Origin of the sequence: Deinococcus planocerae (genome assembly GCF_002869765.1) — a bacterium.
Taxonomy (GTDB): domain Bacteria; phylum Deinococcota; class Deinococci; order Deinococcales; family Deinococcaceae; genus Deinococcus; species Deinococcus planocerae.
Genome location: NZ_PNOR01000010.1, coordinates 82,976 through 105,917, shown reverse-complemented (window position 1 = coordinate 105,917; position 22,942 = coordinate 82,976). Strand labels below are relative to the sequence as shown.

Here is a 22,942-nt window from a genome sequence, read left to right as displayed (position 1 = left end):
ACAGGACGCTGTGGATAACACCCGAGCCTGTGAAGAACGTCCTGGAGCGGCTTTATCGCCGCCGCTCTCCAGAGTTATCCACAGCCCGAGTGTGGAAAAGCCCGCTCCCTGTGGATAAAAACCTGACTGGCCCATCACGCGGACGTGGTGGACCGATCTTGGTTGGTCGGCTTGCCGTCAGGGGGGCGCCGCGAGGCCGGGGTCACACCCGGTCGCTCAGGTCCTCCTCGCGCAGCCGCTCGACGCGCAGCATGTTGGTCGTGCCGCGCACGCCGAAGGGCACGCCCGCCGTGATCACGTAGCGGTCGCCCACGTCGGCGAGGCCGCTCTTTTTCAGCTCGTCGTTGGCGATGCGCACCATGTCGTCGGTGTCGTGGGGGTCCTCGCTGAGCATGGGCACCACGCCCCACGAGAGCGCGAGCTGGTTGCGGGTCTGCTCGTTGGGGGTCAGGGCCAGGATCGCCACCGCGGGGCGGTTCTTGGCAATGCGGGTCGCCGCGCCGCCCGTGCTCGTGAAGGTCACGATGGCGGGCGAGTCGAGCTTCTCGCCGATGGAGCACGCCGCGAAGGCGATGGAGTCCTGCGCGAGTTCGGTGTCGATCACGACCTGGCGCTGGAGCATGGCGTAATGCTCGCTTCCTTCGGCCTCGCGGGCGATGCGGTCCATCATGGCGACCGCCTCGACCGGGTACGAGCCCGCCGCCGACTCCGCCGAGAGCATCACCGCGTCGGTGCCGTCGTAGATCGCGTTCGCCACGTCCGACGCCTCGGCGCGGGTGGGCCGGGGCAGGTTGATCATGCTCTCGAGCATCTGCGTCGCGGTGATCACCGGCTTGCCCGCCTCGCGGCACAGGCGGATCAATCTCTTCTGGATCGTCGGCACCTGCTCGGGGCGCATCTCCACGCCGAGGTCGCCGCGCGCCACCATGATGCCGTCCACCTCGCGCAGGATGTCCTCGAAGCGGTCCACCGCCTGCGGCTTCTCGATCTTCGCCATCAGCTTGGCCCGGCTGCCGAAGCGGGCGAGGTAGTGCCGGGCGAGCAGCAGGTCGTCGCGCGAGCGCACGAAGCTCAGGGCCACCCAGTCCACGCCCAGCCCCGCCCCGAATTCCATGTCCTGCACGTCTTTCTCGGACAGGGCGGGCACAGCGAGGTCGGCCTGCGGCACGTTGATGCCCTTGTTGTTCTTCAGGACGCCGCCGATCACGACGCTGGTCGAGATGTCGTTACCGCGCACCTGGGTCACCCGCAGGGCGAGGTTGCCGTCGTCGAGCAGCAGCAGCATCCCGGGGTGAACGTCGAGCGCCAGCCCCTTGTAGGTGCTGCTCACCCGCTGCGCGTCACCCTCCACGTCATCCATCGTGATCGTGAAGCCCTGCCCGGGCTCCAGGGTCACCGCCCCCCCCGCGAAGCGCCCCACCCGGATCTTCGGCCCCTGGAGGTCTTGCAGGATGCCGATGGCCCGCCCCTTCTGCGCGGCGAGTTCACGCACCATCGCGTACGTCTGGCGGTGGTCCTCCGGGTCCCCGTGGCTGAAGTTCATCCGCACCACGTTCAGCCCCGCGTCCATCATCCGCCCCAGCGTCTCGGGATTGCGGCTCGCCGGGCCGATGGTGGCGACGATCTTCGTTGCCCTGTCGAAATGTTTCATGTGGAATGTCCTGTCTTTCTATGTTGGGAACGGTTCCAGGATCGGCCAGCAATCAGCGATCAGCCGTCAGCCGTTCCTGAGAGCTGATCGCTGACGGCTGAGGGCTTCTTACCTCAGCGCCCGGCGCCCCAGGTACACCGCCGCAGCTCCCAGCGCGTCCTCGATGCGCAGGAGCTGGTTGTACTTGGCGATGCGGTCGGAGCGGGAGGCCGAGCCCGTTTTGATCTGCCCGGCGTTCGTGGCGACGGCGAGGTCGGCGATGAAGGCGTCCTCCGACTCGCCCGAGCGGTGGCTGATGACCGTGCCGTAGCGGTTGCGCTTGGCGAGTTCGATGGCGTCCATCGACTCGGTGAGGGACCCGATCTGGTTCACCTTCACCAGAATCGCGTTGCCCACCCCCGTCTCGATACCGCGCCCCAGCCGCTCGGGGTTCGTCACGAACAGGTCGTCGCCCACGAGCTGCACCCGGTCGCCGATGCGCTGGGTCAGGAGACGCCAGCCGTCCCAGTCGTCCTCGGCGAGGCCGTCCTCGATGCTCACGATGGGATAGCGCCCCGCCCAGTCGGCCCAGAAGTCCACCATCTCCCCCGTCGAGAGGGTGCGGCCCTCACTCTCCAGGTGGTACTGGCCGCCTTTGTACAGCTCGGTCACGGCGGGGTCGAGCGCGATGCAGATGTCCTTGCCCGGCTCGTACCCGGCCTTCTGGATCGCTTCGAGGAGGACTTCGAGCGCCTCCTCGTTGCTCTTGAGGTCCGGGGCGAAGCCGCCCTCGTCGCCCACGTTGGTGTTGTACCCGCGCCCGTTGAGGACTTTCTTCAGCGCGTGGAAGGTCTCGGCTCCGTAGCGCAGCGCCTCGCGGAAAGTGGAGGCGCCGACGGGCATGACCATGAACTCCTGGAAGTCCACCGAGTTGTCCGCGTGCGCGCCGCCGTTGATGACGTTCATCATCGGGACGGGAAGCGTCTTGGCGTTGCTGCCGCCCAGGTAGCGGTAGAGGGGAATGTCCAGCTCGTTCGCGGCGGCGCGGGCGGTGGCGAGGCTGACGGCGAGGATCGCGTTGCCCCCCAGGCGGCCCTTGTTCGGGCTGCCGTCGAGCTCCAGCATCGCGGCGTCCACCGCCCCCTGGTCGGAGGCGTCGAGGCCGACCACGGCGGGTCCGAGGACCTCGTTCACGTTCTGGACGGCCTTCTGGACGCCCTTGCCGCCGTAGCGCGGGCCGCCGTCACGCAATTCGAGCGCCTCGTGCGATCCCGTGCTCGCTCCCGAGGGCACGATGGCGCGGCCCGAGAAGCCGGAGTCGAGGTGAACTTCCGCCTCGACGGTCGGGTTTCCGCGCGAGTCGAGCACTTCACGGGCGATGACTTTCTCGATGTTCATGGCTCTTTCCTCCCCGAATTCGAACCTGCGCTTCAAACCCGGGCCCCCGATCTGGTCAGGGGCGCCAGGTGTACCCGGCACACTATAAGCGGGCTCACGGTGGACGTGCCTCCAGCCGTCTAAAGCACGTCCATTCCCGGGAAGGGCGAGGAGGGGGGAGAGGCCCCAGGGCGAACATGCCTCTCCTTGCCCCTGGCTGGCCCCTTAAACGCGTAGCGTGACGATGACCGCCATGTACCCGCCCCCCCCGCTTCCGCGGAAGATGGCGGGGCTCGTGGAGCCCGAGAAGAGGAGTTCGGCCTCCCCTTCGATGGGACCCAGGGCGTCGAGGACGTGCCGGGCGTTGAAGGCGAGGCTCATGGCGGGCTCGGAGCCGCCCTGCACCACGTCCACGGTGTCCTGCGCGCGCCCATAGTCGCCCTCGGCGGCGAGGCGCAGCTTGCCCTCCGAGACGAGGAACTCGACCCGGTTGTTCGCGTTCTTGTCAGCCAGTACCGCCACGCGGCCCACGGCCTCCTTGAGGGCGGTGGCGGGCAGCGTCACCTGGAGCTTGATGTCCTTGGGGATCACCCGCTCGTAGTCGGGGAAGTCGCCGTCGAGGAGCTTGAGGTTCATCCTTACCCGGTCGGTGGTGACGCTGAGCATCCCCTCGCCGTAGGTGAAACGGGCCTCGCCGTCCTTGAGCACGCGGATCAGCTCGTCGGCGCTGCGGGCGGGCACGATCAGGCTCTTTCCGTCGCCGCTCGCCGGGAAGTCGCGGATGGCGACCCGGTAGCCGTCGGAGGCGACGACGCGGGCACCCGAGGCGCGGTGCTCCAACTTGATCCCGCGGAAGACCGCCTGGAACGCCTCGTTGCTCGCCGCATAGCGGACGCTGCCGAGCGACCGGGAGAGTTCGGCGGCGTCGAGGCTCACGTCGGCGTGGGCCGGAAAGCTCAGCGGCGGATAGGCGTCCAACTCCCCGGTCTGGAGCTTGAAGTCCGACCCGCCCGCACGCACGGCGAGTTCGGCGCCGCTCAGTTCGAGTTCGACGAGTTCCCCGCCCAGGTTGCGGACGATCTGCGCGAAGAGGTGCGCGGGCACGACGAAGCTGTGCGGCTCCTGCACCTCCGCGGGCACGAAGCACGACAGGTCGATTTCGAGGTTGGTACCGCTCAGGGTCAGGCCCGCGTCGGAGGGCTCGACCTTCAGGGCGGTCAGGAGGGGATTGCTGCTGCGGCTGGGAACGACCCGTTCCAGCAGGCCGAGTCCCTCGCTCAGGGTCTTCTTGGTGACGTGTGCTCTCATCTTTCTGGTCTCTGCCCCTTCCCGGTCCTGGGTCTGTCTTCTTTTCTCTTTTACCTGTTCTGTAAAAGAGAAAAAAATAGTAGTAGTAGTAATAGGGCCTGTGGAAACTGTGGAAAACCCACTTTGGGCCGCGCTGGGTGCACAAAAGTTATCCACAGGCCGCCTGTGGAAACCTGTGGATAAGCTGTGGATAACTCCCGACTTATCCACAGGCCACTGGACCTGTGGATAACTGCCCGACTTTTCCACAGGGTTATCCACAGGAAAACGGCACTTATCCACAGGTTATCCACAACCTTATCCACAGGTCGTGAAACTTTGCACAGGTGTTTGGAACGATTTTTGGAACTTTTTCTGTCCTTGAAAGAAAAGAAGATGAGATTATGCATCTTTTTCCTCATCTTCCACACCTTTGATCTGGCGGCGGAGGGTGTCGAGAGATGCGGTCAACTCCTCGTCCCGGCCCACCTGTTCGGTGACCTTGGAGACGGCGTGCATGACCGTGGAATGGTCGCGTCCGAAGAACTGGCCGATCTCGGGGAGGGAATGGCTGGTCAGCTCGCGGGTGAGGTACATGGCGACCTGGCGCGGCACGACGACCTCGCGGACGCGGCCCGAACCCCGGATGACCTCGGGGGGCAGGTTGAAGTGGGAGGCAACCTGCCGCAGCACGTCCGTCATCTCGATCTTGACCTCGTGCGGCGTGAAGACGTTGCTCAGCGCGCGGGCGGCCACCGCGCGGGAGAAGGGGACGTTGTTGAGGCTGGCGAAGGCCACCACCCGCATCAGCGCGCCCTCCAGCTCGCGGATGTTGCTCGTGACCTGCCGGGCGATGAGTTCGAGCACCTCCTGCGGAATGTCGATGCGGTTGTGCTCGGCGTTCATCTTCAGGATCGCCACCCGTGTCTCGAACTCGGGGGTCTGGATGTCGGTGATCAGGCCCCACTCGAAGCGGCTGCGCAGGCGTCCGGCCAGCGTCTCGATGTCCTTGGGCGGGCGGTCCGAACTCAGGATGATCTGCTTGTGGCTCTCGTACAGCGCGTTGAAGGTGTGGAAGAACTCCTCCTGGGTGCGCTCCTTGCCCCCCAGGAATTGGATGTCGTCCACCAGCAGCAGGTCCACCGAGCGGTAACGGTTGCGGAACTGGGTCATCCGGTCGTCGCGGATCGCGTTGATCAGGTCGTTCGTAAAGGACTCGGTGGAGACGTACTCGATGCGCTTCTCTGGAAAGCGTTCGGCCATGTAGTGCCCCACCGCGTGCATCAGGTGGGTCTTGCCCAGCCCCACGTCCCCGTAGATGAAAAGCGGATTGTACGCCTTGCCGGGCGACTCCGCGACCGCGAGCGCCGCCGCGTGGGCGAGGTTGTTGTTGGGGCCCACCACGAAGTTCTCGAAGGTGTACTTCGGGTTGAGCGTCTTGCGGTTCTCGCCTGGTGGTGGTGCGGGCGGGGCGCCCGGCGGCGGCTTGCGCGGCCCGGACGGCGGGGGGGGCGGCGGGTCCTGCGGGAGGATCATCGCCTCCTGCACGGCGGGGAGCACCTGGAAACTCACCTGGGGGTGCTCGGCGCCGAGCGATCTCAGGGCGTCTTCGAGGAGGCCCTGGTACTGCCGACGCACGAAGTCCTGGGCGAACGAGTTGCGCACGCCCAGCACCAGCGACCCCTCCTGAACGCCCAGGTTCTTCATGGGCGCGAACCAGGTGTGGTACTCGACTTCCGTGATGTTTTTGCGGACGTACCCGAGCACGTCGGCCCAGATTTCCTGCGAGATAAGCCGCACCTCCCCCTCGAAACGAGCGGGGGTCAGCATACCACCCGGCCTTTTTGCCCCTTTCCCGCCCGGCCTACCTTCTCGCGGCCACGAATGCGGCCCCGCTCCGGGGGGAGGGGGCCGGTTTGGAGGGGAGGGCACCTCTGAGTCGGAATTCCTCAGGAGGCGCCCGTCAGGTCGTACACGGCCTCGCCGCCCCGCCCGAGAATCAGGACGTACTCGCGAGTCGTGGGGTCCACGTTCAGGCCCAGGGCATAGGACTCGCCCGCCTGGAGGTCTACGGTGGTCGCCTCCAGCACGGTGCCGCTCAACGAGTTGCGCACGCTGAGGGTGCGGCGCCCGGGAGGCAACACGACCACCCGGTACGGCACGTCGGGGCGCACCTGCCGCAGGATCGGCGTGCCGTCGAGCAGCACGTCCACGGCGCCCGCCCGCCCGGTCAACGACCGGTACACCAGGGTGGCGGCGTCCGCCCGAACGGCGTAGGGGGAGGAGGGCTCGGCGAGCACCTGGACAGGCTGGGCCGTCTGGGCCGGCGCGCACCCGCTCAGGGCACCCACGGCCAGGGTGCCGAGGGCCAGCAGGGCGAGGGCGGGACGGGCGGTTTTGGGTGTGGTCATGGGGGGTGCCTCCGGGAAAGGGTCTGTGGCCTCGCCCGTCAGGCTAGGGCCCCACCGTTTTGCGTTCGCGCGGGTCCGCTAAAGACGGCGTGGGCCCTCCCCCTCATGAAAAGCGCCGCCCCCGGGGGAGCGGGGACGGGGCTGGGGCGGAGGAGGCGCTCAGTCGCCGTTCACCACCTTCGACATGGCGGCGCCGCTGGCGAGAGCGAGGGTGTAGCCCGGCGTGTCCTCGTCGTTCTGGAGGCTCAGGGCGTAGAGGGTGTTGCCGAGGACGTTCACGGTCGTGGTCGCCAGCACCTCGCCGCCCCGGTTGGTCTTCACGGTGACGACGTGCGTGCCGGGCGTCAGGAAGAGCGTGCCGGGCCGGTCGGTCGCCTGCACGCCCGCCTCGATCCGCGTGCCGTCCACGTACACGTCCACCGCGCCCGGGCGGCCCGTGTCGGCGAGGAAGAGGACGTTGGGGCGGGCCTGGGGGGTCGTCTGGGCCGAGGCCGTGCCGAGGGCTCCGGTCAGCGTCAGGGCGAGGGCGGCGGGGATCAGGGCAGTCTGGGCGAGCTTGTTCATGGTCGTTCCTCCGGTGCGGTTTCAGGTGGGCCCCTGTGGCTTTCCTGCTGCCCGAAGGCTAGGCGCCGAACTTCAACGTTCCTCGCGCGCCCTGCGAAGATCGTGTGCAGCGCTGCTCAAGCCCGCCTTCACGCCTCTGCCAGCCAACGCTCAGCCCTCTCCCACCGCCCGCAGCACCTCCGCCTCGCGCTCACGGGTCAGGAAGACCTTCTGAGGGTGGTCCGCACTCCACGCCCGGGTGTCCCGCGCCGTCGTGAGGGGGTCTTGGAGCGTCAGGCCCGCCGCCCGCGCCCGGTCGTTCGAGACGTTCATCACGCCGCCCTGCTCGCCGTTCGCGGGAACGTACGCGGGAAGGTCATGCCAACGGAGACCGTGCGCCTCCAGCGTCGCCGCGTCCACCCAGACGGGCGTGGCGCCTGGGCCCGTCGCCTCCCGCACCGTGTCCAGGAAGTCTCGCCAGCTCAACCGGGGGCCGGAGAGGTTGAACACGCCGGGCACGCCCTCCTCCAGCACCGTCACCGTGAAGCGGGCGAGGTCGCGGGCGTCGATGACCTGTAAGAAGTCCGAGCCGTCGCCGGGAGCCAGGAAGTCGCCCCCCGCGGCCACCCGGTCCACCCAGTACGTGTAGCGCCCGGTCGGGTCAAAAGGTCCCGCCACAATCTGCGGGCGCAGGATGGTCGCGCGCTCCCCAAGCACCTCCCCCACGATGCGCTCGCAGGTCACCTTGAGGGGGCCGTACGTCTCGCCCGTCACTTCCGTCACGCTCTCGGCGGCCTCCGGGAGCAGCGGGTCGTCCTCGCGGATGGGGTGGCGAGCCTGCTCGGCGTACACGCTGACGGTGCTCACGAAGACGTAACGGCCCACCCGGTCCCGCAGCGCCCCGGCGCTCGCGCGCACCTGCCGGGGCGTGTAGCCGCTCACGTCCACGCAGGCGTCCCACTCCCGACCTGCCAGGGCCGAGAGGCCCGCTTCCCCCTCGTCGCGGTCGCCGCGCAGCCGCTCGACCTCGCCCGGCAGTTCGTCGGGGGTGCGCCCGCGTGTCAGGACGCTCACCCGGTGCCCGCCCGCGAGCAGGGCCTCCACGAGGTGCCGTCCCACGAATTGTGTGCCGCCCAGGACCAGAACGCTCATCTTCGCCATGCCCCAGCATTCCACGCCGCTAGCATGGGCCCATGAGCCCGCTGTGCTGCCAGGTGGTCCCGTGAAGGTGCGCTTCGTTCCGGGCCGGGTCCGCGTTCGTCTCGACGACCTCGAGGTCGCGGCCCTGGCCCTGGGCGACACCGTGACGGTGCGGGTCGAGTGGCCGAGTGGCGGCTGGGCGGTCGTCCTCGACCCGGCGGCGACGGGGGTCTCCGGCGAGGGCGGCACGCTGACGGTGGGCCTGCACGGCCTGCTCCCCGACCTCGTGGACGGCGGCGAAGAAGGCGTCGAGCTGCCCGGCCCGCCGCGCGTGAGCGTAGAAAAGGATTACGGGCCGCAGCACGCCTGAGCCGTGCCGCCGCGCGCGCCGTGAACTTTTCCGGCTCACCGGAGGGGCCGGGCGCCGCACAATGGACGCCTGCTATGACGATCCCAGGTGTGAGACCGCTTCAGACCGGCGACCTTGCCCCCGACTTCACGGCCACGGACGAGGGCGGGCGCCCCGTGAGCCCCTCGCGGTGGCGGGGGCGGTGGGTGGTTCTGTTCTTCTTTCCGCGCGCGGCGGCCACCCACTGCCAGATGCAGGCGCGGCGCTTCCAGGCCCTCTTCCCCGAGTTCCAGGCGGCGGGGGCCCACGTCGTGGGCGTGAGCAGCGACACCCGGCAGCGCCAGACCGAATTCCGGGGGCTGTGCGACCTGAGCTTTCCCCTGCTCTCCGACCGCCACGGGCAGATCAGCCGCCTGTACGGGGTGCTGGACGCCCCCGAGCCCGGCGAGGAGGTTGCGCTCGCCCGCCGCGAGACCTTCCTGATCTCCCCGGAGGGCCGGGTCGCGCACCGCTGGCGGGAGGTCGTGCCCAACGTGCACGCCGCCGAGGTCCTCCAGACGCTCCACACCCTCCAGGCGCCCCCGGCCTGAGGACGCGGTGCCTCTCCCTGCATGTGGGGCGCCCCAACGGCCCCTCACCTCGCCTCCCTCACCCGCTGACTAGGCTGGGGGCATGAACAGGAGCGGACGATGACCGACGACGGAGCGGCGGCGACGGGCGGCATGAGAGGCATCACGGAGGACACCCCGGACCACGCGGGCGCCCCCGGGGAGGCGGGCAGCGTCGATGGGGTCTCCGCCTTCGGGGGCGAGCCGGAGGTCGGGGAGGCCGAGGGGTTCATTGCGCCCGACGACCCCCCGCAGGCCACGGATGCGGTCACGGCGGATAGGCAAGGCGAGCGGGAAGAGGGCCTCGTCAGCGGCCTCGGCGGGGGCGTGACGGGCACGGACGACCTCTGAGGCCAGGTTCCCTCCTTACTCCCGGGCCGTCTCCCACGCCGCCAGCGTGGCCTCCCCGGCGGGGGTGAGGGCGTAGCGGGCCCGCGTGTGGCCGGGTCCACCTTCACGAACAATCCATTTCTGTGCCTCCAGCTCCTTGAGGATCACGACGCTCAGTCGCCTGCCCCCCAGCGTGGAGGACGGGCCGCGCCCCGTCTGCCGGGTGTGGATGACGAGTTCGGCGCCCTCCCGGAGAGCTGTCAGAATCCGCGCCTGGGCTTGCGTCGGCGTCACCCGCTCCCCTCCCCTACCGCCGCGCCCAGCGCCCACCGACCTCCTCGGCCAGCCCCATGAGTTGGAGCATCACGAGGGCAGTCTGCAAGTCGGGCAGGGCGAGGCCGGTCGAGGCGTGCAGGTCGTCGAGGGTGGCGGGGGTCGTGAGGGCGGCGTAGGCGCGGGCCTGCTCGGGGGGCAGGTCGGGGGCGGGGGCGGCGGGGGCCGCGTCCCAGCCGAGGTCGCTCAGGACGTCGCCCGCCGTCTCGGTGAGGACGGCCCCCTCGCGCAGCAGGCGGTGGGGCCCGGCGGCGCGGGGGTCTCCGGCGCGGCCCGGCACGGCGAAAACCGCGCGCCCGCATTCGAGGGCGTGCGTGGCGGTGATCAGGCTCCCGCTCTTGAGTTCCCCCTCCACGACGACGGTGCCCGCCGAGAGCGCGGCGATCAGGCGGTTGCGGGTGGGAAAGTGGTGCTGGGCCGGTCCGGTGCCGAGCGGGTACTCGCTGAGCAGGGTCAGGCGCCCCGCGAGGCGCCCGTTCTCGGCGGGGTAGACGCGGTTCACGGCGCTTCCGAGGACGCCCACGCTCACGCCCCCGGCCTCCACGCTCGCCGTGTGGGCGGCGGTGTCCACCCCCCGGGCGAGCCCGCTCACGACCGTCACGCCCGCCCGCGCGAGGTCGGCGGCGAGGGCGCGGGTCAGCGCGAGGGCGTGGGGGCTCGCCGCCCGCGTGCCCACGATCCCCACCGCGCGCGGCACGACCGGGAAGTCCGGCAACTCCCCTTTCACCCACAGCACCGGGGGCGGGTCGCCGAGAGCGTCGAGCGCAGGTGGGTAGCCCTCCAGCCCGCGTCCGAGCAGGGTGACGCCCTCCGAATTGGCCTTGTCCAGTTCGGCCTCCGCCTGCTCGCCCGCCTTGGGGTGGCCGATGGCCTCCAGCGACTTCACGTCGAGGCCCGGCACCTCGCGCAGGGCCGTCAGGGGAGCGCGCAGGGCGGCCTGGGCACTCCCGAAGTGCCTGCGCAGTCCCTCGATGCGGCGCGGCCCGAGGTGGGGCGTGAAGCGCAGGGTGAGCAGGGCGCGCAGCTCGGCCAGCGCGGGGAGGGAGACGGCGGAGGTCACCGGGGCAGCATAGGGGGCGAACACGCACAAAATTCCTTCTCCGGGCGCGTGGAGGCAGCGCCCTCCGCTCAGGGTTCCTCGGCCAGCGGCACCGTCCGTTCGGAGGAAAACTGGAAGAGGGCCACCACCCGGCGGCCCTCCCTCTCCCCCACCCGCAGCGCCTCCCGCCGGGCCTCCTCCCGGTCGAACCGCCCCGTCACGGTGTCCAGGTACAGGTCACCTTCCGGGTGAATCCACGCCCCGAAGGCCCGCCACTCCGGGGAGTTCTGCCCCAGAAGGGAGCGGTGTGTCTCCACGAAATGCCGCAGGGGCGCCTCCCAGTCCACCGATGCCCGGACGATCACGGTCTGGCCGGGGTGCCGGGGATAGAGCCACCGCGCGCCCGGGTTGGTGGGTCGCCCGGCGGGGTCGAACGTGGCCCCGCCCGCCGCACGGATGGTCTGGAGCAGGAGCGGGACGTCCATTCCCGGCCTCCTCACGGGACCGGCAGGGCTTCCCTTTCCTCCTCCGCCTCCCCGACCTCCTCCTCGTCGTCGCCGAGGGCCGCGCCGGGCAGGGTCAGGGTGAACTGGGCGCCGCCCACCGCCTCGCCGGGCCGCCCCTCCTGCGCCCGCGCGCTCCCCGCCGTCAGGGTCCCGCCGTGCAGCACCGCGATCTGGCGGGCCACGCTCAGGCCCAGGCCGCTCGAGCCGCTGCCGCTCACGAAGGGGTCGAAGATGCGCTCGCCGAGGTCGGCGGGCAGGCCGGGGCCCGAGTCGCGCACCGTGAAGGTGACGTGCTCGGAGGTCTCGCGCAGGGTCACCGACACCTGCCCCCCCGGCCCGGCGGCGCGGCGCGCGTTGGCGAGGAGGTTGCGCAGCGCCTGGGTCAGGCGGTCGGGGTCGCACAGGATCATGCCGTCCCAGTCGCCCACGAAGGTCAGCCCGGAGACCAGCCGGTCGAGTCGCCCGCGCAGGGTCGCCGCCGGGATGAAGTGCCACACCAGCCGCATCTCCAGTTGCCCGCGGGCGAGCTGCATCAGGTCCTGGGTCGTGAAGGTCAGCTCGTCGGCCACGAGGGCGGCGCGCACGACCTCCGGGTCCCCGCCGCGCTCGGCGGCCCGCGCGAGGCTGGCCTTGAGGACGGTCAGGGGCGCCCCGAGTTCGTGGACGATCTGCCCGAGAAGCTGCTTTTCACGCGCCTGCCCCGCCTCGATCCGCAGGAGCAGGCGGTTGAGCGCCGCGAGGAGGCGGTGAAGCTCGTCCTCACGCGCCGGGAGGGGCAGGGTGGCGAGGCTGCGGGTGGGGTCGATGCGGTCGGCGAGGTCGGCGGCCTCCCCCAGCCCCGCGAGCGCGCGGCGCCCGACGAGCCACCCCACCACGAACATCAGGAGGGGCGTGACGAGCAGGGCGAGCAGCAGGGCATTCAGGGCGATGCGCCGCGCGTCGATCAGGGCGTCTTCCGGCAGAGCCACCCAGAGGGTGCCGAAATCGCCGAGCGTGCGGGTGGTCGTCCGGGCGGGGACTTCGGCGATCTGCACCGTCCCCTGCCCCTCGAAGGGGAAGGGCGCCCCCTCGTACTGCCGCAGGGCGGGCGTGGCGGCGAGGACCCGCCCGTCCTCGTCCACGATCATGGTGTAGACGCCCGTGCCCCCCGGCGACTTCCCGAGGCTCTGGCCCCGGCCCAGGAACGCCTCGGCGAGGCTGTCGGCCCGCTCGTTGAGCCGGGTCTGGAACTGCGCGTCCATCTGCCGCAGCAGCAGCGTCATCACGCCCAGCCCGATCACCCCGATCAGCGCGAACGCCACGAGCGTGTACACCAGCGCCAGCCGGAAGCGCAGGCTGTGCCGCCACGCCACCCGGGCGGTGCGCAGGGGGGCGCGGCTCACCGGGTCACCTCCAAAACAGACCCGCCCCGGCGGTCGGGCGCGGGGCGGGCAGGGGTCGGGGTCATGGCCCGGAGTTTAGACGCCGTGCCCTCAGGCTTGCAGGACATAACCGACGTTGCGGATGGTGCGGATGCGCAGGTCGCTGTGGGCCTGCTCCAGCTTCTTGCGCAGTTGGGAGATGCGGACCTCGACGGAGTTGCTGTTGGGCGTCTCCCAGCCGTAGAGGTGCGACTCGATGTCGGCGCGCGAGAACACCCGCTCGGGCGTGCGCATCATCAGCTCCAGGATGCGCGCCTCGTGTTCGGTGAGGTTCACGTTCTTGTCGTTGACGGTCAGCAGCAGACTGCTCGTCGAGAGGCTGGTGTTGCCGAGGTTCACGCCCGTCCCGGCGGCGGTGCGCCGAAGCAGGGCCGTGATCCGCGCGTCGAGTTCGGGCATGGCAAAGGGTTTGGTGAGGTAGTCGTCCGCCCCCGCGTTCAGCCCCGCGACCCGCTCCTGCACGCCGCTGCGGGCCGAGAGCACCAGCACGGGCGTGCTCGAATACTGCCGCAGCGCCTGCACGAGGTCGAGGCCGTCGCCGTCCGGGAGGTTGAGGTCGAGCAAGATGAGCTGGGCCGAGTGGGTGCCGAGCCACCCCTGGGCGTCCTTGAGGGTAGAGGCGTGGTGAACGAGGTAGTCGGCGGAGAGGTATTCCTTGAGGAGCGGCCCGAGGTGCGGGTCGTCCTCCACGACGAGAATCTGGGCGAGCATTCAGCGGTCTCCTTGGGGGGGGGCCGGGGGGGTGGGGTCGGCGGGCATCCTCGTCCGGTCCAGGGCGGCCCTGCTCTTGTCCGCCCCCGCGCGCAGGCCCGGCAGCAGCAGCGTCTGCCCGGTGGGCTGGGGGAGCAGGTTGAGCTTCAGGCCGTCCAGGAAGCGTTTGAGGGGCAGGCTGCCTCCCGGCGTCTCCAGGGTGAGCTGCCCGGCCCTGAGGAAGCCGTCGTACCGGCTTTGCACGTTCGCGTACAGCCCGGCAGCCTTCTCGTCCTCCTCGCGGGAGAAGAGCGCCACCACCGGGCCGGTGTAGTCCCTGACGAGCTGCACGGTCATGCCGCCCTTTCCGTTCGTCTCGCCGTACCCCAGCTTGGTCTGGAGTTCGCGGTCCCAGACGATGAGCTTGAGCGCCTGCGCCGGGGAGGCGAAGGCGAGCAGCGTCAGGAGCGCGAGGGTGCGGGTCAGGGTCATCGGGTTCACTGTATCCAATCCGGGAGCACACAACCGAGTTGCGCCCGTGACCAGCCATCCTAGACCCCCAAGCTGACGGCCCTTTGACCGCCCCTTGAGGGGAAATTTAAACGCCCCCGGGGCGGTCAACCTCGGGGGCCGACGGCGGACCGCCCCTAGATCGCCTCCAGCAGCAGCCGGTCGGGGTTTTCGAGGAGCCGGATGACCTCCTTGCAAAACCGGGCCGCCTCCGCCCCGTCCACCAGGCGGTGGTCGAAGCTCAGCGAGAGGTACATCATGTGCGCCACGACGATCTCACCTTGCTCGTTCACGATAGGCCGCTTCTGGATGGAGTGCACGCTCAGGATCGCCGCGTCGGGCACGTTGATGATCGGGAAGGAGAACAGCGCCCCGATGGAGCCGATGTTCGTCACGGAGAAGGTGCTTCCGGCCATGTCCTCGGGCGTGAGCCTCCCCGCCTGCGCCCGCGCGGCGAGGTCCGTGACCTGCCCGGCGAGTTCGAAAACGCTCCTCGTGTTCACGTCGCGCAGCACGGGCACGGTCAGGCCCGCCTCGGTGGCGACCGCCATCCCGATGTTGTAGTAGCGCTTCATGACGATCTCGCCCGTCGCCTCGTCGTACGAGGAGTTCAGGCTGGGGTACTTCCGCAGGGCCGCCGCGACCGCCTTGAAGATGAAGGGGAGGTAGCTAAGCCGCACGCCCGCCGCCTGCGCCTCGTCCTTCACGCGCGAGCGGAACTCGACCAGTTTGCTCAGGTTCACCTCGTCCACGGTCAGGGTGCGGACGGTGTAGAGGTGGCTCGCCTGCATCTGGTTGGAGATCGCCCGGCGCATCCCCCGCAGCGGCACCCGCTCCTCAAGGTGCTCGTACCCCCTGGGCGTGCGGTACTGGGGCGGGGGGACGGGCAGGCCGCCTCCCCCTTTCGCGGCGGGCGCCGGAGCCTGGGCGGGCGGAGGCGTGACGGGCGTTGGGGGAAGAGGAGTGGGCGCCGGGGCCTCCCCCGCCGAGGTGGCCTGTGCGTGGGCGCTTACGTCCTCCATCCGCACCCGCCCGTTGGGGCCGCTGCCGCGCACCTGCGCGAGGTCTACCCCGAGTTCGCGGGCGAGCCGACGCGCGGCGGGGACGGCGGGGACCCGACCCGCGCTCTGGGTGGGCGCCGGAGCCTGGGCGGGCGGGCTGAGGGTGGCCGTCCCGCCGCCCCGGGTCCCCAGCCCCTGCACGGTCACCGTCTCGTTGGAGGTAAACGCCTTGAAGAGGCTGGCGTCGTCGTCCGCGCTCGCGGCGATCTGCCCCGTCTCCACAATGCTTCCCCCGCCGCTCCCCACGTCGGCGTCCCCGGCCATCTGGGACCGCTCCTCCTCGGCCTGGAGGGGCAGGTCGGCCTTCGTTTCCGGAACCGCCGGGGAAGGCGCGCTCTCCCCTCCCCTCCCCGCCGCCTCGTCGATGAGGGCGATGGGGGCGTGGACGGCCACCACGTCGCCCTCCTTCGCCAGCCGCTGACGCAGCACGCCCGCGACGGGACTGGGGAGTTCGACGGTCACCTTGTCGGTCATGACCTCGCACAGGGGTTGCTCGAGGGCCACGCTCTCGCCCTCTCCCACCAACCACTTCAAGATTTCGCCCTCGACCACGCTCTCGGCGAGTTCGGGCAACAGCACTTCTCTCACTGGGGACCTCGTTGGATGAATGGTCAGCGCACTCAGCGCAGGAACAACATGCGGGCCACACCGTAGAGCATCAGCAGCACGCCCAGAACCTGAATCCAGCGCTCCCCCCGCGCGTACACCCACGCGCTCACCCCCAGGGCCACGAACATCGCGCCGACGAGGAGGTGCGGCCAGGGCTCGGGCGCCCTCTGGACCAGCGGATACACGGTGAAGCCGATGGCGAGCCCGAGGATGCCGAGCAGGGGGCGCAGGAGGTCCGGTCTCATGCCCTGACCTTACGGCTAGTAGTTGAGGACCTTCACGCACGCCGCCGCGATGCGGTTGGCGCCGGGGAGGTACACCTTGTCCTGCACGTAGGGGTAGGGGGTGTCGAAGCCCGCGACCTGCGACACGGGCGCGAGCAGGGCGTCGAACAGCTCCTCCTGAATCACGTACGCGACCTCGCCCATGAAGTTCGCGGTGCGCGGCGCCTCGCTGACGAGAACCGCGCGCCCGGTCTTCTCCACGCTGGTGAGCACGAGGTCGCGGTCCCAGGGGACGAGCGAGCGCAGGTCGATCACCTCCGCCTCGACCCCCTCCTTGGACAGGGCCGCCGCCGCCTTCTCCACGTCGGGCATCACCCCGCCGTAGCCGATCAGGGTGAGGTCCCGCCCCTCTCGGCGCACGGCCCCCCGCCCCAGCTCGACCGTGTAGTCGTGGGCCGGGACCTCCCCCTTCGCCGCGCGGTACAGCCGCTTGGGCTCGAAGTAGATCACCGGGTCATGGCCCCGGATCGCCGCCTTCAGGAGCCCCTTCGCGTCGTAGGGAGTGCTCGGCATGACGACCTTGAGCCCCGGCGTGTGCGCGTAATACGCCTCCGGACTCTGGCTGTGGTGGTGCCCGCCCTTCACGCCGCCGCCCGAGGGGGTGCGGATGACCAGGGGCGCGGTGAACTGCCCGCCCGAGCGGTAGCGGATCTTGGCCGCCTGGCTGACGATCTGGTCGAAGCCCGGCCCCATGTAGTCCGCGAACTGGACCTCGGCGACGGGCCTAAGGCCGCGCACCGCCATCCCGACCGCCGCGCCCACGATGCTCGCCTCGCTGAGGGGGGTGTCGAAGACCCGCCGCTCGCCGAACTCGGCCTGGAGGCCCGCCGTCGCCAGGAAGACGCCGCCGCGCGCCCCCACGTCCTGCCCGAAGACGACCACCCGCTCGTCGCGGGCGAGTTCTTCCCGCAGCGCCTCGGTGACCGCCTGGATCAGGGTGAGGGTGCGAGTTCCCTGCGCCTCGCTCCCCTGGACGGCGGGTTTGGGTTCGGTGGCCGTCATGCCCGGCCCCCCGTCTGCTCGGCGCGCAGGAAGGCGGCCTGCTCGCGCAGGTGGACGGGCAGGTCGGCGTACACGTCCTCGAACATGATCCGCCAGTCGGGCTGCCCGCTCGCCTCGGCCTGCCCCACCGCCTCGTCCACCTCGCGGTGGGTGGCGGCGATCAGCCCCGCACGCTCCTCGGCGCTTACCGGGTGGCCCAGGTGCTCCAGCAGCCCCTCGACGCGGGTGATGGGGTCGCGGGCCGTCCAGAGCGCCACCTCCTCGCGGGTGCGGTAGTTCTTCTCGGCGTCGGCGTCCGCGTTGGAGTGCGAGCCCACCCGGTAGGTCAGGCACTCGACGAGGGCGGGGCCGCTTCCCCGTCGCAGCTCCTCCACGACGTGTGCCAGGACCTCCATCACCGCCACGATGTCGTTGCCGTCCACCAGGTAGCCCGGCATCCCGTACGCGCGGGCCTTGACGTGGACCGTCTCGCTCGCCATCTGGCCCCTCAGCGGCGTGCTGATCGCCCACTGGTTGTTCTCGCACACGAAGAGGCAGGGCGCCCCGTTCACGGCGGCCATGTTCACGCCCGCGTGCCAGTCGCCCTCGCTCGTCGCCCCGTCCCCGAAAGTGCAGACGGTGATCTCGTCCACCCCCAGGTATTTTTGCGCCATGGCGTTTCCGGCGGCGGGCGGCACCTGCGAGGCGATGGAGGAACTGATGGAGACGAAATTCTGCCGCCCCGCACCGAAGTGGTGGGGCATCTGGCGACCGCGGCAGGGGTCCGAGTTGGTGCCGAGGCACTGGCTCACGAGGTCGAGCAGCGGCACCCCCATCGTTAGCCCGAGGGCGTGGTCGCGGTAGTACGGCCACACCCAGTCGTGCCCGACGCGGATCGAGCGGGCGAGGCCGACCTGGGTGGCCTCCATCCCGCGCGACTGGGCGTAGAAAGTGGTGCGGCCCTGGCGGAGCAGGGTGACGAGTTTGCGGTCAAACTCCCGCGCCCGCACCATGTCGCGGTGCAGGCCCCGCAGCACCTCGGGGGTGAAGCGGGCGGGCAGTTCCCGGATTGGTTGGCCGTCGTCGGCGACCCACGAGAGCGGGTCGGGGGTGAACGGCTGAATCATGGCGGGCCTCCTGAGCGGCGCGGCAGAGGGCCCCACACCGTGAGGTCTCCACCGATCTGTCTAGCAAACGCTCGTTAGGCATTCTAGCGGTTCGGGTCTGGTCCTGCCGAACGCCCCCGGGGGGCATCCGCAGGGGTGAGACACGGGGCCACCGTAAGCCTCGCCGGAGTGCCCACCTCTCCCCCGTTGCTACACTCGCGCTGACATGAGCGGCTGGAACGTGATCGTGATCGGTGGAGGACACGCGGGCCTGGAAGCGGCCTGGGCCGCCGCGAAGTTTGCCCGCACGGCCCTCCTCGTCGGCAACCCGGCGACCGTCGGGCGGATGCCGTGCAATCCGGCGGTGGGTGGCCCCGGCAAGAGTCAGCTCGTCTTCGAGGTCCAGGCGCTCGGCGGCCTGATGGGTCGCCTCGCCGACGAGACCGCCATCCACACCCGCGTGCTCAACGCCAGCAAGGGCCCCGCCGTCCAGTCCCTGCGGGTCCAGAACGAGCGCGACGCCTACGCCGAGCGGGCGCAGGACGTGATCCTGGGCCACCCCGAGATCGACGTGGTGCGCGGGGAGGCCGCCGACCTGGAGCCCGACGGACGTGGTGGCTGGCTCGTCGTCACCACCGATGGCCGCCGCCTCGCCGCCCGCAGCGTGGTGATCGCGGCGGGAACCTTTATGCGTGCCGTCACGTGGTATGGCCGCCACTCCCGCCCCGAGGGCCGCCAGGGCGAGCCGCCCTCCCGCTTCCTGAGCCAGCCGCTCGCCCGCGCCGGGCATGTCCTCAAACGCTACAAGACGGGCACGCCGCCCCGCGTCCGCGCCGACTCGGTGCGCTTCGCCGACCTGCTGGAGATTCCCGCCGATCCCCAGCCGCGCGGCTTCACCGGGCGTCCCGGCCCCCGTGCCGCCGAGTCACCCACCTGGCAGACCCACACGACCCCCGAGACGCACCGCTTGATCGCCGAGAACCTGCATGAGTCTCCTATGTACGCCGGGGATATCGAGGGCCTGGGCCCGCGCTACTGCCCCAGCATCGAGGACAAGGTGGTGCGGTTCGCCCACCATGACCGTCACCTTCTCTTCGTCGAACCCGACGGGGTGCAGACGAGCGAGGTGTATCTCCAGGGGTTCAGCTCCAGCCTGCCGCCCCGACTTCAGGACGCCCTCGTCCGCACGCTGCCGGGCTTCGAGGCCGCTGTCATCCAGCGCTACGCCTACGCCGTCGAGTACGACGTGGTGGACTCCACCGAGCTGACCCTCAACCTCGAATCGCGCCACCTCCCCGGCGTCTTCACGGCGGGCCAGATCAACGGCACGAGCGGGTACGAGGAGGCGGCGGCGCAGGGTCTGGTGGCGGGGACAGCGGCGGCTCGCCGGGCCGCGGGGCTCGGTGGGCGTCAGATTTCACGTGAAACGGGCTACCTCGGGGTCCTTCTCGACGACCTCGTGTTCAAGGGGAGCGACGAGCCTTACCGCATGATGACGAGCCGCGTGGAGCACCGCCTGATCGTGCGCCAGGACAACGCCGACGAGCGCCTGACCGAGCTGGGTTTCGAACTCGGTCTCGTGGACGAGGCGCAGCGTGACCGGGTGCGTGAGAAGTACGCGCGAGTCGCCGAGGGGATGCGCAGGCTTCATCAGCAGCGCGTCCAGGGTCAAACCGGCGACGCCTGGCTCCGACGCCCGGAGTTCTCGCTCGCAGAGGTCGAGGCCCTGGGTGTGACGCTGCCGACGCTGACCTCGGAGGAGCGCGAGGCGTTGGAGATCCGAGTGAAGTACGCAGGCTACATCGAGCGAGCCGAGCGACAACTTGCCACTGAGGCCCGGGCGCGTGAGGTCAGCCTGAGCGGCCTCGACTTCTCCCAGGTGCCCGCCCTGTCCAATGAGGCGCGCGAGAAGCTCAGCCGGGCCCGCCCCGCGACGGTAGATCAGGCGGCGCGCGTTCCCGGAGTGCGGCACGCCGACGTGAGCGCCCTCCTCGTCCACATGAAGCGGGCCGCCGGCGTTTCACGGGAAACTTGACGGTGAAACAAAAGGGGAGGAGGTTAGAGGTTGCCGCAGTTTGAAGAAGGCGTGCTGCTGGGCGTCCTGATCGGGGAGGGCCACTTCGGCGGCGACGGGAAGCAGCCGCACGTCACGGTGCGGATGCACACCCGGCATGAGCGGCTGTTCGGGCGGCTGGTGGAGTGGTGCCCGGGTTCACGGCTCTACGGGCCGTACGAGCACGGCGGGCGCCGTTATTTTCAATGGATGGCGCGTGGAGAGGTGTTGCGGGGGCGGCTCGTGCCCCTGCTCGACCGCCTGCCGCTGGAGGAGATCGATGGACACGTGTTCGAGCGCTATCAGGCGATGAAAGAGCAGTACGGGCTATGACCCCTGAAGGAAGAGAACTCTTGTTGAGCACGGCGGCAGAGCTGGGCCTCGACCTCACCGGACGGGCAGAGGCGTTCGGGCGACTGCTCGACCTGCTCGTCACGGCGGCGGATCAGACCAACCTGACCTCGTTGAGAGGCGAGCGCGACATCATTCTCAAGCACTTCGTGGACTCGTTGACCTGCCTGCGGGGCGAATGGCTGGACGGGGAGGTGCGGGTCCTCGACCTGGGAACGGGCGCCGGGTTCCCGGCCCTGCCCCTCGCCATCGTGCGCCCGGAGCTGAGCGTCACGGCGTTGGACGCGACCCGCAAGAAAGTCGAGTTCGTGGGCCGCGCGGCGCGCCACCTCGGGCTGACGAACGTGGAAGCGCTGGTGGGCCGCGCGGAGACCCTGGGACGCCAGCCGGGGCAGCGCGAGGGCTACGACCGGGTGGTCACGCGGGCGGTGGCGGCGTTGCCCATCCTCGCCGAATTGAGTCTGCCCTTTCTCCCGGTGGGGGGCCTGCTCGTCGCGCAGAAGGGGGCGCTCGGTCCCGAGGAGTTGGAGGCGGGCAGCCGGGCGGCGGCGGAGGTCGGGGGAGAGGTGCGGGCGGTGGAGCCTTTCACGCTGCCCGTGTTGGGGGATGCGCGCACGCTGGTGGTGGTCGAGAAGACGGGGCCCACGCCGGAGCGGTACCCCCGCCGGGAGGGCGTGCCGAACAAGCAGCCGCTATTCTGGAAGGCGACGTGAAGATCCTCGGAGTCGTGAACCAGAAGGGTGGGGTGGGGAAGACCACCACCGCCATCAATCTCGCCGCGTACCTGGCGGCGGGCGGACGCCGGGTGCTGCTCCTCGACATGGACCCCCAGGGCAACGCGTCCAGCGGCCTCGGCCTGCGCGGGCAGGAGCGCGGCCTGTACGAGGCCCTCGACGACCCCGGACGCGTCCCCGAGCTGATCCAGCCCTCGGGCCAGCCGGGGCTCGACGTGCTGCCCGCCACCCCCGACCTCGCCGGCGCGGGCGTCGAACTCGCGGGCGACCCGCAGGCCCTCACCCGCCTCCTGGGTCAGGTGGAGGGCTACGACCTCATCCTGATCGACGCGCCGCCCAGCCTGGGGCCGCTCACGGTGAACGTGCTCGCCGCCGCCGACGCCCTGCTGATCCCCCTCCAGGCCGAGTATTTCGCGCTGGAGGGGCTGGCGGGCCTGATGGAGACGGTGGAGCGGGTGCGCGGTGGGCTCAACCCGCGGTTGAGGGTGCTCGGGGTGGCGATCACGATGTTCGACGGGCGCACGAACCTGGGGCAGGAGGTCGAGACGATGGTGCGCCAGCACTTCGGGGAACTCGTCTTCTGGTCGGTCGTGCCCCGCAACGTGCGGCTCTCCGAGGCGCCCAGCTTCGCCAAGCCCATCAACGCCTTTGCGCCCCTGTCGAGCGGGGCGGCGGCGTACAAGCGGCTCGCCGAGGAGGTGATGCAGCGTGTCGAAAAAATCTAGCGGCCTGGGGCGCGGCCTCGACGCCCTGCTCGGCAAGCCGCAGCCCGCCGCTGGCGAGGCGGGACCGGCGGTGCAGAACGTCCGGGTCGAGAAGATCGTCCAAGCGGCCTACCAGCCCCGGCAGGTCTTCGGGCCGGAGGCGCTCGCTGAGCTGGCGGGCAGCATTCGGGAGAAGGGCGTGTTGCAACCCCTCCTCGTGCGCCCGCGCGGCGACGGCTTCGAGATCGTGGCGGGGGAGCGGCGCTGGCGGGCCTCGCAGCTCGCGGGCCTGACCGAGGTGCCCGTCATCGTGCGCGACCTCGGGGACCGCGAGGCGCTGGAGATCGCCGTCGTCGAGAACCTTCAGCGCGAGGACCTCGGCCCGCTGGAGGAGGCGCGGGCGTATCAGGCCCTGCTCGATCAGGGCCTCAATCAGGAGGGGGTGGCGCAGGCGGTCGGCAAGGGCCGTTCCACCATCTCCAACGCCCTGCGCCTGCTCAGCCTGCCGGAGGCCGCCTTGAGAGCTCTCGACGCCGGGGAGATCACCGCCGGGCACGCCCGCGCCGTGCTCGCCCAGCCGGAGGCCGACCGCGCCTGGGCCCTCGACCAGATTCGCACCCGCCGCCTGAGCGTCCGCGAGGCGGAGGCGTTGAAGCGCGAACCCAGAACCTCCGCCCCGATTCAGGTCAACCCGCCCCGCCCCTACCGTCAGGTCGAACTCGACCTCAGCCGCCGCACGGGCACGAAGGTCCGCATCACGGGCGAGGACCGCGGGAAGGTGGAGTTGAACTACGCCTCGCGCGAGGAACTCGACCGCATCCTCGACCTCCTCGGGTACGCGGTGGAGTAGGCGAAAGGGAAGGCGGGGGAGAGCCGCTCGACTCT

General features: G+C 70.3%; 25 protein-coding genes. 8 read left to right on the top strand and 17 right to left on the bottom strand.

Features of this window, described 5'->3' with window-relative positions:
* Window positions 1-202: 202 nt before the first annotated feature.
* From pyk to A7B18_RS07735, 7 genes are all read right to left on the bottom strand, one after another.
* Window positions 203-1,651, bottom strand: coding sequence for a pyruvate kinase (pyk, locus tag A7B18_RS07765; RefSeq protein ID WP_102126115.1), 1,449 nt, complete (start codon window positions 1,649-1,651; stop codon window positions 203-205).
* Between the two features lie 108 nt (window positions 1,652-1,759).
* Window positions 1,760-3,028, bottom strand: a complete 1,269-nt coding sequence (gene eno / locus A7B18_RS07760) for a phosphopyruvate hydratase (protein ID WP_102126114.1) — start codon at window positions 3,026-3,028, stop codon at window positions 1,760-1,762.
* 204 nt (window positions 3,029-3,232) lie between these two features.
* Entirely contained in the window at window positions 3,233-4,315 is a 1,083-nt protein-coding gene (gene dnaN, locus A7B18_RS07755; RefSeq protein ID WP_102126113.1) for a DNA polymerase III subunit beta, read from the bottom strand.
* Window positions 4,316-4,696: 381 nt separating this feature from the next.
* Window positions 4,697-6,124 (bottom strand): chromosomal replication initiator protein DnaA, encoded by a 1,428-nt coding sequence (gene dnaA, locus A7B18_RS07750; protein ID WP_102126112.1) that lies wholly within the window; start codon window positions 6,122-6,124, stop codon window positions 4,697-4,699.
* A gap of 119 nt (window positions 6,125-6,243) precedes the next feature.
* A complete protein-coding gene (locus A7B18_RS07745; RefSeq protein ID WP_102126111.1) occupies window positions 6,244-6,705 on the bottom strand; it encodes a DUF4397 domain-containing protein in 462 nt (153 codons plus the stop codon).
* A 159-nt stretch (window positions 6,706-6,864) separates the two neighbouring features.
* Window positions 6,865-7,269 (bottom strand): DUF4397 domain-containing protein, encoded by a 405-nt coding sequence (locus A7B18_RS07740; protein WP_102126110.1) that lies wholly within the window; start codon window positions 7,267-7,269, stop codon window positions 6,865-6,867.
* A gap of 150 nt (window positions 7,270-7,419) precedes the next feature.
* Window positions 7,420-8,409 (bottom strand): SDR family oxidoreductase, encoded by a 990-nt coding sequence (locus A7B18_RS07735; RefSeq protein ID WP_245872787.1) that lies wholly within the window; start codon window positions 8,407-8,409, stop codon window positions 7,420-7,422.
* A gap of 61 nt (window positions 8,410-8,470) precedes the next feature.
* Here A7B18_RS07735 and A7B18_RS07730 point away from each other — a divergent pair, with 61 nt between their 5' ends.
* The 3 genes from A7B18_RS07730 (at window position 8,471) to A7B18_RS07720 (ending at window position 9,696) form a co-directional block, all read left to right on the top strand.
* The gene (locus A7B18_RS07730; protein ID WP_102126109.1) at window positions 8,471-8,758 is read left to right on the top strand and encodes a hypothetical protein; all 288 of its coding nucleotides are present in this window, start codon (window positions 8,471-8,473) and stop codon (window positions 8,756-8,758) included.
* 89 nt (window positions 8,759-8,847) lie between these two features.
* A complete protein-coding gene (locus tag A7B18_RS07725) occupies window positions 8,848-9,327 on the top strand; it encodes a peroxiredoxin (protein ID WP_245872786.1) in 480 nt (159 codons plus the stop codon).
* 99 nt (window positions 9,328-9,426) lie between these two features.
* Window positions 9,427-9,696, top strand: coding sequence for a hypothetical protein (locus tag A7B18_RS07720; protein WP_102126107.1), 270 nt, complete (start codon window positions 9,427-9,429; stop codon window positions 9,694-9,696).
* Between the two features lie 15 nt (window positions 9,697-9,711).
* Here A7B18_RS07720 and A7B18_RS07715 read toward each other — a convergent pair whose 3' ends face one another.
* The 10 genes from A7B18_RS07715 to A7B18_RS07670 form a co-directional block, all read right to left on the bottom strand.
* Entirely contained in the window at window positions 9,712-9,969 is a 258-nt protein-coding gene (locus tag A7B18_RS07715) for a hypothetical protein (protein WP_102126135.1), read from the bottom strand.
* Between the two features lie 13 nt (window positions 9,970-9,982).
* A complete protein-coding gene (dprA, locus tag A7B18_RS07710; RefSeq protein WP_102126106.1) occupies window positions 9,983-11,068 on the bottom strand; it encodes a DNA-processing protein DprA in 1,086 nt (361 codons plus the stop codon).
* A gap of 68 nt (window positions 11,069-11,136) precedes the next feature.
* A complete protein-coding gene (locus A7B18_RS07705; RefSeq protein ID WP_102126105.1) occupies window positions 11,137-11,532 on the bottom strand; it encodes a hypothetical protein in 396 nt (131 codons plus the stop codon).
* Between the two features lie 11 nt (window positions 11,533-11,543).
* Entirely contained in the window at window positions 11,544-12,935 is a 1,392-nt protein-coding gene (locus A7B18_RS07700; protein WP_102126104.1) for a sensor histidine kinase, read from the bottom strand.
* A gap of 90 nt (window positions 12,936-13,025) precedes the next feature.
* On the bottom strand, window positions 13,026-13,685 hold the full coding sequence (locus tag A7B18_RS07695) for a response regulator transcription factor (RefSeq protein ID WP_102126103.1): 660 nt from the start codon (window positions 13,683-13,685) through the stop codon (window positions 13,026-13,028).
* Window positions 13,686-14,156 (bottom strand): hypothetical protein, encoded by a 471-nt coding sequence (locus A7B18_RS07690; RefSeq protein WP_245872785.1) that lies wholly within the window; start codon window positions 14,154-14,156, stop codon window positions 13,686-13,688.
* 155 nt (window positions 14,157-14,311) lie between these two features.
* A complete protein-coding gene (locus tag A7B18_RS07685) occupies window positions 14,312-15,823 on the bottom strand; it encodes a dihydrolipoamide acetyltransferase family protein (protein WP_102126102.1) in 1,512 nt (503 codons plus the stop codon).
* A gap of 32 nt (window positions 15,824-15,855) precedes the next feature.
* A complete protein-coding gene (locus A7B18_RS07680; protein WP_102126101.1) occupies window positions 15,856-16,089 on the bottom strand; it encodes a hypothetical protein in 234 nt (77 codons plus the stop codon).
* Window positions 16,090-16,104: 15 nt separating this feature from the next.
* Entirely contained in the window at window positions 16,105-17,130 is a 1,026-nt protein-coding gene (locus A7B18_RS07675; RefSeq protein WP_102126100.1) for an alpha-ketoacid dehydrogenase subunit beta, read from the bottom strand.
* The gene (locus A7B18_RS07670) at window positions 17,127-18,236 is read right to left on the bottom strand and encodes a thiamine pyrophosphate-dependent dehydrogenase E1 component subunit alpha (RefSeq protein ID WP_102126099.1); all 1,110 of its coding nucleotides are present in this window, start codon (window positions 18,234-18,236) and stop codon (window positions 17,127-17,129) included. The genes A7B18_RS07675 and A7B18_RS07670 overlap by 4 nt, the downstream gene beginning before the upstream one ends.
* 205 nt (window positions 18,237-18,441) lie before the next feature.
* Here A7B18_RS07670 and mnmG point away from each other — a divergent pair, with 205 nt between their 5' ends.
* From mnmG to A7B18_RS07645, 5 genes are read left to right on the top strand one after another with little or no spacing between them, the layout of a single operon-like run.
* A complete protein-coding gene (mnmG, locus tag A7B18_RS07665) occupies window positions 18,442-20,250 on the top strand; it encodes a tRNA uridine-5-carboxymethylaminomethyl(34) synthesis enzyme MnmG (protein ID WP_102126098.1) in 1,809 nt (602 codons plus the stop codon).
* Between the two features lie 30 nt (window positions 20,251-20,280).
* On the top strand, window positions 20,281-20,601 hold the full coding sequence (locus A7B18_RS07660; protein WP_102126097.1) for a hypothetical protein: 321 nt from the start codon (window positions 20,281-20,283) through the stop codon (window positions 20,599-20,601).
* Complete coding sequence (rsmG, locus tag A7B18_RS07655; protein WP_102126096.1) at window positions 20,598-21,332, top strand: 16S rRNA (guanine(527)-N(7))-methyltransferase RsmG; 735 nt, start codon at window positions 20,598-20,600, stop codon at window positions 21,330-21,332. The genes A7B18_RS07660 and rsmG overlap by 4 nt, the downstream gene beginning before the upstream one ends.
* Window positions 21,329-22,078: a ParA family protein gene (locus A7B18_RS07650; RefSeq protein WP_102126095.1), complete on the top strand. Its 750-nt coding sequence runs from the start codon at window positions 21,329-21,331 to the stop codon at window positions 22,076-22,078. The genes rsmG and A7B18_RS07650 overlap by 4 nt, the downstream gene beginning before the upstream one ends.
* Complete coding sequence (locus A7B18_RS07645; protein ID WP_102126094.1) at window positions 22,062-22,907, top strand: ParB/RepB/Spo0J family partition protein; 846 nt, start codon at window positions 22,062-22,064, stop codon at window positions 22,905-22,907. The genes A7B18_RS07650 and A7B18_RS07645 overlap by 17 nt, the downstream gene beginning before the upstream one ends.
* Window positions 22,908-22,942 lie beyond the last annotated feature (35 nt).

Coding starts and splice junctions, on each gene's coding strand:
- A7B18_RS07675 (WP_102126100.1), bottom strand. CDS start 17,130: ATGACGGCCACCGAACCCAAACCCGCCGTCCAGGGGAGCGAGGCGCAG.
- A7B18_RS07695 (WP_102126103.1), bottom strand. CDS start 13,685: ATGCTCGCCCAGATTCTCGTCGTGGAGGACGACCCGCACCTCGGGCCG.
- A7B18_RS07705 (WP_102126105.1), bottom strand. CDS start 11,532: ATGGACGTCCCGCTCCTGCTCCAGACCATCCGTGCGGCGGGCGGGGCC.
- A7B18_RS07735 (WP_245872787.1), bottom strand. CDS start 8,409: ATGGCGAAGATGAGCGTTCTGGTCCTGGGCGGCACACAATTCGTGGGA.
- A7B18_RS07720 (WP_102126107.1), top strand. CDS start 9,427: ATGACCGACGACGGAGCGGCGGCGACGGGCGGCATGAGAGGCATCACG.
- A7B18_RS07680 (WP_102126101.1), bottom strand. CDS start 16,089: ATGAGACCGGACCTCCTGCGCCCCCTGCTCGGCATCCTCGGGCTCGCC.
- A7B18_RS07690 (WP_245872785.1), bottom strand. CDS start 14,156: ATGACCCTGACCCGCACCCTCGCGCTCCTGACGCTGCTCGCCTTCGCC.
- dnaN (WP_102126113.1), bottom strand. CDS start 4,315: ATGAGAGCACACGTCACCAAGAAGACCCTGAGCGAGGGACTCGGCCTG.
- dnaA (WP_102126112.1), bottom strand. CDS start 6,124: ATGCTGACCCCCGCTCGTTTCGAGGGGGAGGTGCGGCTTATCTCGCAG.
- pyk (WP_102126115.1), bottom strand. CDS start 1,651: ATGAAACATTTCGACAGGGCAACGAAGATCGTCGCCACCATCGGCCCG.
- A7B18_RS07670 (WP_102126099.1), bottom strand. CDS start 18,236: ATGATTCAGCCGTTCACCCCCGACCCGCTCTCGTGGGTCGCCGACGAC.
- mnmG (WP_102126098.1), top strand. CDS start 18,442: ATGAGCGGCTGGAACGTGATCGTGATCGGTGGAGGACACGCGGGCCTG.
- rsmG (WP_102126096.1), top strand. CDS start 20,598: ATGACCCCTGAAGGAAGAGAACTCTTGTTGAGCACGGCGGCAGAGCTG.
- A7B18_RS07745 (WP_102126111.1), bottom strand. CDS start 6,705: ATGACCACACCCAAAACCGCCCGTCCCGCCCTCGCCCTGCTGGCCCTC.
- eno (WP_102126114.1), bottom strand. CDS start 3,028: ATGAACATCGAGAAAGTCATCGCCCGTGAAGTGCTCGACTCGCGCGGA.
- A7B18_RS07740 (WP_102126110.1), bottom strand. CDS start 7,269: ATGAACAAGCTCGCCCAGACTGCCCTGATCCCCGCCGCCCTCGCCCTG.